Origin of the sequence: Bradyrhizobium sp. LA6.8, from assembly GCF_040547935.1 — a bacterium.
Classification (GTDB): Bacteria; Pseudomonadota; Alphaproteobacteria; order Rhizobiales; family Xanthobacteraceae; genus Bradyrhizobium; species Bradyrhizobium barranii.
On sequence record NZ_JBEPQQ010000008.1, the window covers coordinates 151,543 to 164,807 of the forward strand.

At 64.0% G+C, this 13,265-nt stretch carries 12 protein-coding genes; all 12 read right to left on the reverse strand.

Going from position 1 to position 13,265, the window contains the following annotated elements; genetic code table 11:
* Positions 1-44: 44 nt before the first annotated feature.
* The 12 genes from ABIA90_RS32395 to ABIA90_RS32450 all read right to left on the reverse strand — a co-directional run bounded on the left by ABIA90_RS32395 (position 45) and on the right by ABIA90_RS32450 (position 13,150).
* Positions 45-1,592 carry an FAD-dependent monooxygenase gene (locus ABIA90_RS32395; RefSeq protein WP_354120930.1) on the reverse strand — a complete coding sequence of 516 codons (1,548 nt, stop codon included), beginning with the start codon at positions 1,590-1,592 and terminating at the stop codon, positions 45-47.
* Between the two features lie 274 nt (positions 1,593-1,866).
* Positions 1,867-3,039 carry a thiolase family protein gene (locus ABIA90_RS32400; RefSeq protein ID WP_354120929.1) on the reverse strand — a complete coding sequence of 391 codons (1,173 nt, stop codon included), beginning with the start codon at positions 3,037-3,039 and terminating at the stop codon, positions 1,867-1,869.
* Positions 3,040-3,228: 189 nt separating this feature from the next.
* Positions 3,229-4,818, reverse strand: a complete 1,590-nt coding sequence (gene serA / locus ABIA90_RS32405) for a phosphoglycerate dehydrogenase (RefSeq protein ID WP_354120928.1) — start codon at positions 4,816-4,818, stop codon at positions 3,229-3,231.
* A 238-nt stretch (positions 4,819-5,056) separates the two neighbouring features.
* Complete coding sequence (locus ABIA90_RS32410; RefSeq protein ID WP_354120927.1) at positions 5,057-6,229, reverse strand: phosphoserine transaminase; 1,173 nt, start codon at positions 6,227-6,229, stop codon at positions 5,057-5,059.
* Positions 6,230-6,308: 79 nt separating this feature from the next.
* On the reverse strand, positions 6,309-6,500 hold the full coding sequence (locus tag ABIA90_RS32415; protein ID WP_014492058.1) for a hypothetical protein: 192 nt from the start codon (positions 6,498-6,500) through the stop codon (positions 6,309-6,311).
* Between the two features lie 173 nt (positions 6,501-6,673).
* Complete coding sequence (locus ABIA90_RS32420) at positions 6,674-7,138, reverse strand: GNAT family N-acetyltransferase (RefSeq protein WP_354120926.1); 465 nt, start codon at positions 7,136-7,138, stop codon at positions 6,674-6,676.
* Between the two features lie 30 nt (positions 7,139-7,168).
* On the reverse strand, positions 7,169-7,759 hold the full coding sequence (locus ABIA90_RS32425) for a glutathione S-transferase family protein (RefSeq protein ID WP_028151832.1): 591 nt from the start codon (positions 7,757-7,759) through the stop codon (positions 7,169-7,171).
* A gap of 73 nt (positions 7,760-7,832) precedes the next feature.
* Positions 7,833-8,642, reverse strand: coding sequence for an outer membrane protein (locus tag ABIA90_RS32430; RefSeq protein WP_354120925.1), 810 nt, complete (start codon positions 8,640-8,642; stop codon positions 7,833-7,835).
* Between the two features lie 168 nt (positions 8,643-8,810).
* Complete coding sequence (locus ABIA90_RS32435; protein WP_354120924.1) at positions 8,811-9,644, reverse strand: outer membrane protein; 834 nt, start codon at positions 9,642-9,644, stop codon at positions 8,811-8,813.
* A gap of 228 nt (positions 9,645-9,872) precedes the next feature.
* The gene (locus ABIA90_RS32440; protein WP_354120923.1) at positions 9,873-11,123 is read right to left on the reverse strand and encodes an MFS transporter; all 1,251 of its coding nucleotides are present in this window, start codon (positions 11,121-11,123) and stop codon (positions 9,873-9,875) included.
* A 297-nt stretch (positions 11,124-11,420) separates the two neighbouring features.
* Positions 11,421-12,764 carry a phosphoglucosamine mutase gene (glmM, locus tag ABIA90_RS32445; RefSeq protein ID WP_071909589.1) on the reverse strand — a complete coding sequence of 448 codons (1,344 nt, stop codon included), beginning with the start codon at positions 12,762-12,764 and terminating at the stop codon, positions 11,421-11,423.
* 218 nt (positions 12,765-12,982) lie between these two features.
* Positions 12,983-13,150, reverse strand: coding sequence for a hypothetical protein (locus tag ABIA90_RS32450; RefSeq protein WP_166103414.1), 168 nt, complete (start codon positions 13,148-13,150; stop codon positions 12,983-12,985).
* Between the last annotated feature and the right edge of the window lie 115 nt (positions 13,151-13,265).

Genomic DNA, 13,265 nt, shown 5'->3' on the forward strand with positions numbered 1-13,265 from the left:
AGCGATACCCGGGAAGGTCCCGCATATCGCTCCGCGCATGCGGGCTACGCAGACGTGATCGTGGGGTCACCGAACCATCTCGCCGCCGCCTGAGCAGCCTCCTTATCGTCGGGTATGCCGTCACTGGCCCACGCGACGAAGCCATCGGGACGCAGCAGCACGGCGCTCAGACCCAGCCGATCCCTCGCCTCGCTCGCGACATAGGTGATCCGGTCGCCCCAGCGACTTGCCAGCGCCTGAAGCGGTGAACGCGCGTCGAAATCCAGCAGCAGGCCTTTCGACGTCCTGAGGCGTTCTCCAACCGTCGTCCCGTCGCGCAACTCGAAATCCGGCGCACTCCGTCCCATCAGCGGATGGCTGCCACCGAGATCGTAGCGGAGCGAAACGCCGCGCACGCGCCCGGCGAAATAGGTCGCACCGTCCCGCGTCTCGATGAGATCGCGAATGATGGCTTGGAGCGCGCGGGTGCTCGGTGTCGGCCGCATGATCGCGACCTGCGCGCGCGACCAGTCGAGGATTTGCGCGCCCACAGGATGCCGCTCGCGCGAATAGCTGTCGAGGAGATCGGCCGGTGCTTGCCTGCGGATCGTCGCCGCCAGTTTCCAGCCCAGGTTCATCGCATCGCCGAGACCGAGATTGAGGCCCTGGCCGCCCAGCGGCGAATGGATGTGAGCAGCGTCGCCCGCGAGTAGCACCCGCCCTCTGCGATACGTGGTTGCCTGATGGGCCCGATCCGTCCAGGTGGCGGCGAGCCGAAGCGCCGTGACGGTGACGTCGGTGCAGGAGACGCGACGCAGGACGCTCTGCACATGCTCGCGCGTGATCGGCTCGGTCCGGTGGAAAGCTCCGCCGTCGAAATCGACCATCGCGATCGTCCCGGGCTGCGCATAGGTATACATGCCGGCGAGCGTGTAGTTGCGGCCGTGACGAAGCTTGTCCGGATCGGCCAGCTCGACATCGATGGAATAGCCCGTGAACTCGGGGTCGGTGCCGACGAAGTCAAAGCCGCCAGTCTTGCGTACCGTGCTGCGGGCGCCGTCGCATCCGACAAGCCAGCGTGCCCGGAAGGTCTCGCCGGCCGCCTGCACTGTCACGTCTTCGCTCGAGGCGACAACAGCATTCACGCCAAAACCGCGCCGGATCTCGACGCCCATGCTGCATGCGCGCGCAGCCAGAACGGATTCGAGCGTTTCCATATCGACGGCAAGGTTGGCATCGGCCGACGTTGGCAGACGCCAGGACCACTTAGTGACATCGATGTTGTCCTGATAGAACTGGATGCCGGCGAAATGACCCGCGGGCCGTCGCGTCTGCTGCATCCAGTGGGCTGCGCTCTTGATCGCGCCTGAGGCAAGCTGCTGCGCAGCCACGATCTGTTCCAGCAGGCCGCGCCGGTGAAAGGCCTCGAGTGTGGGGATCGAAAGACCGCGCAGGCCAAACGGGAGTTGCTTCAGGGCCGAATGCGAATCTTGCGATTGCTCCAGCACCAGAACCTGGAGACAAGCGAGCCGCAACTCGCACGCGAGAAACAGGCCGACGGGACCGGCACCGGCAATGACGACGTCGTATGGATTCGAAGATTGTTCGTGCATGGGACGCTCCTGAGGTCGATGTTCGACCGGAGCGTTCCCTGGGCTTGAGAATCACACGGACGAACGATTGGGCGCCCTGATGGCGTCCGATGTTCGTCGCGGGGATCTCGTGCACAAGGCCAAAGACCAGAGCTTTCGTTACCGAAAGGATTTGGGCTTACCAGACCAAATCTGCCTTTTCCGACACGTGCTGTATAGTTTCGTGGCGATCGATCCGCAACGAAAAAGGCACGGCGCCTGCGGCGCCGTGCCTTTCACATTCCGGGCATCTGGCTCAGCTGTAGATCTCGAACAGGCCGGCGCCGCCCTGGCCGCCGCCGATGCACATGGTCACGACGCCCCACTTGGCCTTGCGGCGCGCACCTTCCTGGAGAATGTGGCCGGTGAGACGCGCGCCGGTCATGCCGAAGGGATGACCGATCGCGATCGAGCCGCCATTGACGTTGTACTTGGCGGGATCGATGCCGAGCTTGTCGCGCGAGTAGAGGCACTGGCTGGCGAAGGCTTCGTTGAGCTCCCAAATATCGATGTCGTCGATCTTCAGGCCGGTGCGCTTCAGCAGCTTCGGGATCGCGAGCACCGGGCCGATGCCCATCTCGTCGGGCTCGCAGCCGGCCGTTGCCCAGGCGACGAACCGGCCGAGCGGCTTGAGGCCGCGCTTCTCGGCGTCCTTGGCTTCCATCAGCACCACCGCGGCGGCGCCGTCCGAGAGCTGACTGGCATTGCCGGCGGTGACGAACTTGCCGGGGCCCTTCACCGGCTCGAGTTTTGCCAATCCTTCCAGCGTGGTTTCAGGACGATTGCATTCATCGCGATCGACGACGTAGTCGACGATCGATTCCGCCTTGGTCTGCTTGTCGACGACCTTCATGCTGGTCTTCATCGGGACGATCTCGTCCTTGAACTTGTTCGCCTGCTGGGCCGCGGCCATGCGGCGCTGCGATTCCAGCGAGAACTCGTCCTGGTATTCGCGGCTGAGCTTGTAGCGCTCGGCGACGATGTCGGCGGTGTCGATCATCGCCATGAAGATATCGGGCGCGACCTTGAGCAGCTCCGGATCGATCGATTCCTTCGGCGAGCCGCCGCCCGGGATCGAGATGCTCTCGACGCCGCCGGCAACGATGCAGTCGGCGCCGTCGGAGCGGATCGAGTTGGCGGCCATCGCGATGGTCTGCAGGCCCGACGAGCAGAAGCGGTTCACGGAGACGCCGGCCGTGGTCGTCGGCAGGCCCGCGAGCAGCGCGGCCTGACGGCCGATGTTCGGCGCGCCATGGGCGCAATTGCCGAGATAGCAATCCTCGACATAGTCCTTCTCGACGCCGGCGCGGTCGACCGCGTGATGAATGGCATGCGCGGCCAGCGACATCGGCGGCGTGATGTTGAACCCGCCGCGGCCGGACTTGGCGAGGCCCGTGCGTGCATAGGAAACGATGACGGCTTCACGCATTGTCTTCTCCCTTTTCGAACGATTTTGAACGGAGCGTCCTGGGCGCCATTGGTACACAAAGTTCGGCTGGCTTGGGAGAAATAAAGCGGGCCGCTGCATCAACAAAAACGCCGCCCTCTCGGGAGGGCGGCGTGGTTGTTCCGCAGGTCGGAATATATGATGGCCGTCATTCCGTGGCGCGCGAGCGCCTCAGAACGTCAGTGCCTTGACCTGCTTGACCTGCGGCAGGGCCTGCACCTTGGCGAGTAGATCGGGCGGCACGACGCCATCGACCTCGATCAGCGCGATGGCATCGGAGCCCGGTGCGACGCGGCCGAGATGGAAGGTCGCGATGTTGATCTTGGCGTCACCCAGCAGGCTCGCGAACTTACCGATGAAGCCCGGCTTGTCCTCGTTGGTCACGTAGATCATCGACTTGCCGAACTCGGCGTCGACGCGGATGCCCTTGACGTCGACGAGGCGCGGCTTTCCGTCATGATACACGGTGCCGGAGACCGAGCGCTCCTGGCGCTCCGTCGCCACCGTGACGGTAATCAGGCTCTCATAGTCGCTCTGGGCGGCACGCACGATCTCGTCCACCACCATGCCGCGCTCCTTGGCGACAACAGGCGCGGACACCACGTTGACCTCGCCCAGCATCGGCCGCAGCAGGCCCGACAGCACGGCCGAGGTGATCGCCTTGATCTTCATCTCGGCAACGTGGCCCTCATAGGTGATCTGCACCTTGAGGATGCCGGATTCGGTCAGCTGGCCGGCGAACGAGCCGAGTTTCTCGGCGAGCGAGATGAACGGCTTCAGCTTCGGCGCTTCTTCCGCCGTGATCGACGGGAAGTTGACGGCATTCGAGATCGCGCCGGTGAGCAGGTAATCCGACATCTGCTCGGCGACCTGCAGCGCGACGTTCTCCTGCGCTTCCGTGGTGGAGGCGCCGAGATGCGGCGTGCAGATCACGTTGGGATGGCCGAACAGCACGTTCGCATTGGCAGGCTCCTCGACGAAGACGTCGAAGGCGGCGCCTGCAATGTGCTTGGAATTGAGCGCATCGACCACCGCCTGCTCGTCGACGAGGCCGCCGCGGGCGCAGTTGATCAGGCGCACGCCCTTCTTCATCTTGGCGATCGCAGATGCGTCGATGATGTTCTTCGTCTTCTCCGTGAGCGGGGTGTGCAGCGTGATGAAATCGGCGCGCTTCAAGAGGTCGTCGAGCTCGACCTTCTCGACACCGATGTCCTTGGCGCGCTCCGGCGACAGGAACGGATCGAAGGCGACGACCTTCATGCGCAGGCCGAGCGCGCGGTCGGCCACGATCGAGCCGATGTTGCCGCAACCGACGACACCGAGCACCTTGCCGGTGATCTCGACGCCCATGAAGCGGTTCTTCTCCCACTTGCCGGCCTGGGTCGAAGCGTCGGCCTGCGGGATCTCGCGGGCGAGCGCCAGCATCAGCGTGATGGCGTGCTCGGCGGTCGTGATCGAATTGCCGAACGGCGTGTTCATCACGATGATGCCCTTGGCCGTGGCGGCGGGAATCTCGACATTGTCGACGCCGATGCCGGCGCGGCCGATCACCTTGAGGTTGGTCGCCTTCTCCAGGATTTTTGCGGTCGCTTTCGTCGCGGAGCGGATGGCGAGACCGTCGTAATTGCCGATGATCTCGGCAAGCTTGTCCTTGTCCTTGCCGAGATTGGGCTGGAAGTCGACCTCGACGCCGCGATCCTTGAAGATCTGCACGGCAGCGGGAGAGAGCGAGTCGGAAATGAGAACTTTGGGTTTGGTCATGGGGATGATCCTTCGCCTTCCCTAACGGGAGGATCGGCCTGCGACGGCCGGAATTGAGTGAAGAAGCTTTGTCTTCCCCCTCTCCCCGTTCTTTCGGGGCGAGGGTTGGGGTGAGCGGCAGCCACAGGCGAAGGTGCAAGCGGAGAGAGCCCCTCACCCGGATTGCTGCTGGACGATGCTTCGCATCGCCAGGCGCGATCCGACCTCTCCCCGTAAGAACGGGGAGAGGTGAAAAGAACTAAGCCGCCTTGGCGAGTTGCGCCTTGGTCTCGGCGAAGGCCCAGTCGATCCACTGGGTCAAGAGCTCGACGTCCCTCGCCTCGACAGTGGCGCCGCACCAGATGCGCAGGCCGGCCGGTGCATCGCGGTAGTAGGCGAAGTCGTAGCCCGCGCCTTCCTTCTCGACCAGCGCGACCAGCTTCTTGGAGAAGTCGGCCTGCGCGTCCTCGGAGAGCGAGGTGATCGCGGGATCGGTGAACTTCAGGCACACCGAGGTGTTGGAGCGGATCGCGGCGTCCTTGGCCAGGAAGTCGATCCAGGGCGTCTTCGCCTTCCAGTCGGCCAGCACCTTGGTGTTGGCGTCGGCGCGCGCGATCAGCGCCTTCAGGCCGCCGATCGACTTGGCCCAGTTCAGCCCATCGAGATAATCCTCGACGCACAGCATCGACGGCGTGTTGATGGTCTCGCCGACGAAGATGCCTTCGTTGATCTTGCCGCCCTTGGTCATGCGGAAGATCTTCGGCAGCGGCCAGGCCGGCTTGTAGGTCTCGAGCCGCTCCACTGCGCGGGGCGACAGGATCAGCATGCCGTGCGCGGCTTCACCGCCGAGCGCCTTCTGCCAGGAGAAGGTGACGACGTCGAGCTTGGCCCAGTCGAGCGGCTGCGCGAACGCGGCCGACGTCGCGTCGCAAATGGTCAGGCCTTCGCGGGTCGCGCTGATCCAGTCGGCGTTCGGGACGCGCACGCCTGACGTGGTGCCGTTCCAGGTGAACACGACGTCGCTGTTGGGATCGACCTTGGAGAGGTCGGGGATCTCACCGTAGGCAGCGTTGAGCTTGGTGACGTCCTTGAGCTTCAATTCCTTGACGATGTCGCTGACCCAGCCCTCGCCGAAGGATTCCCAGGCGAGCGTGGTGACGGGCCGCGCTCCGAGCAGCGACCACAGCGCCATCTCGACCGCGCCGGTGTCGGACGCCGGCACGATGCCGATGCGATAATCGGCGGGCACTTCAAGCACTTCGCGCGTCAGATCGATCGCGAGCTTGAGCTTGGTCTTGCCGACCTTCGCGCGATGCGAACGGCCGAGCGCTGCGTCCTTGAGATTTTGGGCGTTCCAGCCGGGGCGCTTGGCGCAGGGGCCGGAAGAGAAATGCGGCACGTTCGGCCGCGAAGCGGGCTTCGCTACAGTCATAATCTACCCTTCCAGATAGTAAGCCTCCCGTTGGGGGGAGGTGTCCCGCCGCGGCTGATACGGGAAACGGGAAGAGTCGTCAAGGAAGTTCCGGCGTCTCACGCTGGAGTGAAGGCGCTTCCGGCGCAATCTTGGGGGATTCGACCACGGCAAGCGCGTTCAGCAAGTCCGTGGCATCGCTGATCAATTGCGCGGCACGACGGCGGCTGCCGACTTTCAAAATGCATTTGTCATTGGCCTGCACGACGTAATCGTTGCCGACCTTGATCATGGAATAGCTTGTCATCGAAATCCCCGAACCGACCGAGCCCGGTGTCTGACGCTGCCGTAGCACCGTTCGTTCCCGGCTCAACGTGAACGACGGCTGGGTAGTTTACCGGCTCTTAATATGAACGAATGCGCGATCCGAATTTGCTGATCGCGCAAGGCTCGCGACGAGCTGCGTCAAAAGCGGACAGTCATACCGACGTGACTCGCAGCGAAGCCGAGCCGCTCGTAGAAGCGCTGCGCATCTGTTCGCGTCTGATGCGTCAGCAGTTCGACCAGATTGCAGCCGCGCGCTTTCGCTTCCGCGACCGCCCATTGCACCAGCTGCTCGCCGATGCCGCGGCTGCGACAATCGGAAGCAACGCGGACATCTTCGAGCAAGCCGCGGATGCCGCCTTGCGTGCTGATGCCCGGCAAGATCGCAAGTTGCAGGCAGCCGACCACCCTGCCCTCGCTCTCGGCGACCACGAGCGTGAGATTTTGATCGCGCGCGACCCGCTCGAACGCCTGATAATAGGACTCAGGCAAGGGATCCTCGATGCGCTCGCGGGCACGCCCGAGATGATCGTCGGCAAGCATGGCGACGATCGCCGCGACGTCCTCGCGGCGCGCGGGACGGATGGAGACGGACTTCTCGTTCATGTCGGGAAACTCCAAGAATCAGCGCGACTCTCAGCGCGCCGGCGGAAGGCCGAGCCAGGCTTCGGCCTCGCCGATCCAGCGGCGGATGGCGGCATGGCGGCCGAGATCGAAGCCGCCTTCATGCGCGAGGCGGGTATAGGCGAGCAGCGAGACGTCGGCGAGCGAAACTTCCTCGCCGGCGAAGAAGCGGCTTGCCGCAAGATGCTGCTCCATGCGGTCGAGCGCCGCATAGCCGCGCTTGACCTTGTCAGGATCGAGCTCGGACGCATCCTTGCCGAGATAGACGAGCTGGAAGCGGCACACCGCGATATAGGGCTCGTGGCTGTACTGCTCCCAGAACAGCCATTCGTCCATCTTGGCCGCAGTGAAGGCATCGCGCGGAACGAGCGCGCTGTCGCGGGCGAGATAGCGGATGATGGCATTGGACTGCGCCAGCGTGCGGCCGTCGTCGAAGGCGACGGTCGGCACCTGGCCGGCGCCGTTCATTTTCAGGAATTGCGGCGTGCGCGTCTCGCCCTTGCGGGTGTCGATCTCGATCCATTGGTAAGGCAGCGCGAGCTTGTCGCAGACCCACTTCACCTTGAGGCAATTGCCGGAATTCGTGTCGCCGTAGATCTTCATCGCCGTCGCCCCGCGTTGGGGCGACAGAGCATCAGGACTGACCGGGCCTGTCAATTGCCCCCGGCGCACAAGATCAGAACTTGTAGCCGAGGCCCGCGCGAACGGTGTTGATGTTGGTGTCCACTTGGGCGGCGAAGCGGATATATTCCCACTCGGCGCGCATGAAGAGACCGCCCACGAGATTGATGTCCACGCCGAGACCGGCGCTGTAGCCGTAGATCAGATGGTTGTGCTGCACGTCGGTCGAGGAGATCGGCCCCTGCAGAACGCCGGCCGGGGTCACGAAATCCTGCGCACTCACAGACCGCGTGATGTCGGCATTTCCGAGCGCGAGTCCGGCGAACATGTAGGGCAGGAAGCATCCCCACGCATAACCGGCCCTGCCGCGGAATGTTGCCATATCCTTGATCGCGATCGAAGACGTCGAGCTCGCCGTGACCGAGTGCACGTTACCGTCGGACAATTGGTTGCTGCGGGCTTCGCTGGCCGTGGCCGATCCGCCGAAGGAGCCGTGGAGGTAGCTTGCTTCCAGGCTGAGGACGACATCGTCCCACTGGGCATTGTAGCCGGCGAAGAAGCCGTATCCGGTGGTGCGGCGGGAGGCCTTGCCGAGGCCCAGATTCCACTGCGAGACACCCATTTCCGACTCGATCAACGTGTCGGCCAGCAGCGCCGCCATCATGTTGTTGGTCGAACCGTTGAAGTTCTCGTCGGAGGCCCCGTAACCGGCCTGGGCGCCGACGTAGCCGCCCTCCCAATTCGGCCGCGAGTTGGTCAGGCCGTCGGTGAACGAGCCGCGCAGGATGGGCAGATCCGGCATGTCGGCCGCTTGCGCGGCAGACACCGTCCCCAACATCGCCGCCGCCAACATCAGCCTACGCATTGCAACGCTCCATCGAACTCGAACTTTCGCTCGTGATCATGGCTCGTTAACCTTAACCAATGGTTGCGTCTGACGTTTTCGTCGCCGCTCGCCATGAAAAATATGCAAAGCAAAACGGCGCGGGATGATCCCGCGCCGTTAAGAGACGTTAAGCGATGAGGCTGACGATCAGCCCTTGGTGACGAGCGGCGGCGGCATGTAGACCGGCGGGCTGCTCAGGTCCCAACGCACGCCGAGCTTCACGTCATGCGAGGTGATGTCCTTGATCTTGATCGTCGACGCACCCGAGATGCTGTTGTCGTAGGCGCGGAAGTTGCCGGGATTGGCGTCGCCGAGATCCATGTAGCTGTAGGCGAGTTCGACGGTGAGGCCGGGGCTGACCTTGTAGGCGAGACCGGCATGGGCGGCCCAGGCGAAATTCCACTTACCGTTGTCGGCGAAGTAGGTTGCGCTGCTGGAGGGCACGCCGCCAGCGATCTGAATGCCGTCGTCACGGAATCCACTGAGCTTGTTATAGGAACCGCCGACACCGGCGCCGACGAACGGGGTGATACACCACCAGGTGCCGAGATCGACATAGGCATTCGCCATGACGACCCACTCCGACTTGCTACCGGAGTAGCTGTCGGACCCGACGAAGCCGGGTGCGATGACGTTGTCCGCACCGTGCAGATTGGCCCTGCCGCGATACTGGCCGATCACGTCGGCGCGGAACCAGTTGTTGAAGCGATAGCCGACGCCGAGGTCGAACAGCGGCGAGGAGTCGAAGCCGAGTCCCACCGTTGTCGTCGGGAACGTCTGCGCGGTCGCGCTGTCGATCCGCTTGGCGCTCTGGTTGGTCATGCCGATGTCGCCGCGGAGATACCAGCCGCCGAAGTCGGCGGGCGGAGCCGGCGGCGCGTACATGGGAGGCGGAGCAGCGATCGGCATATCGGCGGCGAACGCCATCGACGAGATGAGGGTCGCCGCACCTGCGGCAAGGAGAGACTTAACGCTACGCATTTGGCTTCGTCCTTATGGCCGGTGAGGCAAAATGCTGACGCCCCACGTTCTGGAAACTCACGGGAGGACGATGGCACCAAATGTTTAAGCGCCACTTAACCCTAATTTTTAAGGTTGATTTTTTCTCACCACTCGCGCGCATGCGGCAGAAGCGTTGCAAAAAAGCGGCGCCCCGACGCGCCAATTGCTAACGATTGATGAAGCCGCAATGCAGCGAAGCAGGATTTGTTAACGCAGGTGCCGCGGCAGCTTGGGCAGGAACACCGCAAGCAGGCCGATCGCCGGCAGCCAGGCACAGACCTGGTAGACGAACTCGATCGAGGTGTGATCGGCGAGCTTGCCGAGCACGGCGGCACCCAGACCGCCGATGCCGAAGGCAACGCCGAAGAACACGCCCGAGATCATGCCGAAGCGGTGCGGCACCAGTTCCTGCGCGAACACGATGATCGACGACGTCGTCGAGGAGATGATCAAGCCGATGATCACCGACAGCACCGCGCTCGCATAGAGCCCGGCATAGGGCAGCGCCAGCGTGAACGGCAGCGCACCGAGGATCGATATCCAGATCACGATCTTGCGGCCGAAGCGATCGCCCAGCGGACCGCCGAAGAACGCGCCGACCGCATTCGCGGCGAGGAAGATGAAGAGATAGATCTGCGCCGCCTGCGTCGACACGCCGAAGCGATCGATCAGATAGAAGATGTAGTAGCTCGACAGGCTCGAGACGTAGAGCTGCTTCGAGAACAAGAGCGCCACCAGCACGGCAAGCGCGACCGCGACGCGGCGCGAGCTCGGCGCGTCTGGATGGGCCTGAACCGTCGCCGTCTTCTTCGCCTTGATCTGCGGCTCATACCAGCGGCCGATGCGCCAGAGGATGAGGATCGCGAGGAACGCGATCGAGGAGAACCATGCGATGCTGCCCTGCCCGAACGGCACCACGATCAGCGCCGCCAGCACCGGCCCCATCGACGTGCCGAAGCTGCCGCCGAGCTGGAACACCGATTGCGCAAAACCGTAGCGACCGCCGGAGGCGAGCCGCGCGATGCGCGCGGATTCAGGATGAAACACCGCCGAGCCGAGGCCGACCAGCGCGGCAGCAATCAGGATGACGAGATATTGGTGCGCGGCGCTGAGCAGCAGCAGGCCGAAGAAGGTCGAGGCCATGCCGATCGACAGCGAATAGGGCTGCGCCTTCTTGTCGGTGTAGTGCCCGACCACCGGCTGGAGCAGCGAGGCCGTGAACTGGAAGGCCAGCGTGATCATGCCGATCTGCGCGAAGTCGAGCGCGTAGGTCTCCTTCAGGATCGGATACACCGAGGCGATCAGCGACTGCATGGTGTCGTTGAGGAAGTGCGAGAAGCTGATGCCGGCGAGCACGACATAGGCCGGCCCTGCGGCAGCCCGGGCGGCGGGCGCCACGTCGCTGACGACGACCGGTTCGGTCAGCGTTTCCTCGGAGACGACGACAGGCTTGTTCAATGGAGCATCCCGGCGGGCACGGCAGATTGCCGCACCGCCTAACTACGATGCCGGCTGCGGCCGATCCACCGCCAATCGTCGATGGCTGGAATGCACGTGCCGGTTTCACCGCGAGGCAACACGGCCTGCATGGTTCGAGACGCCCGCCGTTGGCGGGCTCCTCACCATGAGGGTCCGGGGATTTCGTAGCCCGGATGGAGCGAAGCGTAATCCGGGACGTCTATGTCCGCCGGCTCGATCCCCGGATTTCGCTGCGCTCCATCCGGGCTACGATCGTGCTTCGCGTAGCGATGCGCCTCAGGCCGCCGCCTGTCCGAGCGCGGAGACGATGGTGTCGACGACGTCCTCGACCAGCAGGCGGTCCTCGCCCTCGCCCATGACGCGGATCACGGGCTCGGTGCCGGACGAGCGGATCAGAAGGCGGCCGTGGCCGTTGAGCCGCTTCTCGCCGTCGGAGATCGCGGATTTGACGTCGGAATCCTCGAGCGGCTTGCCGCTCTTGTAGCGGACGTTCTTCAGGATCTGCGGCAGCGGGTCGAAACGGTGGCAGACCTCCGACACCGGCCGGCGCAGCTTCTGCACCACGGCCAGCACCTGCAGCGCCGCAACGAAGCCGTCGCCGGTGGTGGCATAGTCGGACAGGATGATGTGGCCGGACTGCTCGCCGCCGAGATTGTAGCCGCCTTTCAGCATCTGCTCGAGCACGTAGCGGTCGCCGACCGGCGTGCGCACGAGATCGAGCCCCTGCCCCTTGAGGAAGCGTTCGAGGCCGAGATTGGACATCACGGTGGCGACGATGCCCGGCCGCGACAGCCGGCCGTCTTCCTTCCAGCTCTGCGCGATCACCGCGAGCAGCTGGTCGCCGTCGACGGTGTGGCCGCGCTCGTCGACCAGGATGACGCGATCGGCGTCGCCGTCGAGCGCGATGCCGATGTCGGCGCGCATCTCACGCACCTTCTTCGACAGCGTTTCCGGCGAGGTCGAGCCGCATTCCTTGTTGATGTTGAAACCGTCGGGCTCGACGCCGATCGGCACCACATCGGCGCCCAATTCCCACAGCGCTTCCGGCACCACCTTGTAGGCGGCGCCATTGGCGCAATCGACCACGACGCGCAGGCCGTCGAGCGAGAGATCGCGCGGCAGCGTACGCTTGGCGAATTCGATGTAGCGGTCGTGCACGCCGTCGATACGGCGAGCGCGGCCGAGGCTCGCGCTCTGAGCGAGCCGCTTGTCGAGGGATTCGTCGAGCAGCTGCTCGATCTGCTTCTCGACGTCGTCGGAGAGCTTGAAGCCCTGCGGGCCGAACAGCTTGATGCCGTTGTCCTCGAACAGGTTGTGCGAGGCCGAGATCATCACGCCGAGATCGGCGCGCATCGACTTGGTCAGCATCGCGACCGCCGGCGTCGGCATCGGGCCGACCAGCAGCACGTCCATGCCGACCGAGGTGAAGCCCGCGACCATCGCATATTCGATCATGTAGCCGGACAGACGCGTGTCCTTGCCGATCACGACCCGGTGGCGATGGTCACCGCGCTGAAACGCAAGGCCTGCGGCCTGGCCGACCTTGAGCGCGAGCTCCGGCGTGATCAGTCCGTTGGCGCGGCCCCGGATCCCGTCCGTCCCGAAATATTTGCGGCTCATATCGTCCCCCACGCAACAATCAGGGACCCCTCTACAACTACGGGATGCCCGAAAGGGCCCCGCATCCCTGATTTGCTGAGACGTTATAATGCCTTCGCGGCCAACTTGGCTTCAAAAAATGTGATTAATCATTACGGGACCGGGCCCAAGGCGCCCCGGTAACTTATTGTTAGCACTATATTTCCGGCCGACAGGGCGGAACGGGGCGGAACCCGCCCCTAGTCGGAGCGCTTCACATGGCCGTCCTGGCGGCTCGGCGCCGGCTGGGTGACGTTGACGGGATCGGACCCCGGGAAGGTCTCTTCCAGACCCTCCTCCAGTGCGTCGTCGAGATCCTGCTTCTCCTTGATCTCTTCCGGTGTCGGCTGGCCGCGCGGTTTGCTCATGGCGCCCTCCTCCCAAACGATTTGGCTGTGCATCCAACCATGCTAGATGACCCCTCGATCTTCCGATGCAAGACTTCTGAAGCAAGACTTCTGATGCAAGACGGGCCGGGGAAAC

What these genes read in the sequence shown, in the direction of transcription:
- ABIA90_RS32395 (WP_354120930.1), bottom strand. Translation starts at nt 1,592, where the DNA reads ATGCACGAACAATCTTCGAATCCATACGACGTCGTCATTGCCGGTGCC.
- ABIA90_RS32400 (WP_354120929.1), bottom strand. Translation starts at nt 3,039, where the DNA reads ATGCGTGAAGCCGTCATCGTTTCCTATGCACGCACGGGCCTCGCCAAG.
- serA (WP_354120928.1), bottom strand. Translation starts at nt 4,818, where the DNA reads ATGACCAAACCCAAAGTTCTCATTTCCGACTCGCTCTCTCCCGCTGCC.
- ABIA90_RS32410 (WP_354120927.1), bottom strand. Translation starts at nt 6,229, where the DNA reads ATGACTGTAGCGAAGCCCGCTTCGCGGCCGAACGTGCCGCATTTCTCT.
- ABIA90_RS32415 (WP_014492058.1), bottom strand. Translation starts at nt 6,500, where the DNA reads ATGATCAAGGTCGGCAACGATTACGTCGTGCAGGCCAATGACAAATGC.
- ABIA90_RS32420 (WP_354120926.1), bottom strand. Translation starts at nt 7,138, where the DNA reads ATGAACGAGAAGTCCGTCTCCATCCGTCCCGCGCGCCGCGAGGACGTC.
- ABIA90_RS32425 (WP_028151832.1), bottom strand. Translation starts at nt 7,759, where the DNA reads ATGAAGATCTACGGCGACACGAATTCCGGCAATTGCCTCAAGGTGAAG.
- ABIA90_RS32430 (WP_354120925.1), bottom strand. Translation starts at nt 8,642, where the DNA reads ATGCGTAGGCTGATGTTGGCGGCGGCGATGTTGGGGACGGTGTCTGCC.
- ABIA90_RS32435 (WP_354120924.1), bottom strand. Translation starts at nt 9,644, where the DNA reads ATGCGTAGCGTTAAGTCTCTCCTTGCCGCAGGTGCGGCGACCCTCATC.
- glmM (WP_071909589.1), bottom strand. Translation starts at nt 12,764, where the DNA reads ATGAGCCGCAAATATTTCGGGACGGACGGGATCCGGGGCCGCGCCAAC.
- ABIA90_RS32450 (WP_166103414.1), bottom strand. Translation starts at nt 13,150, where the DNA reads ATGAGCAAACCGCGCGGCCAGCCGACACCGGAAGAGATCAAGGAGAAG.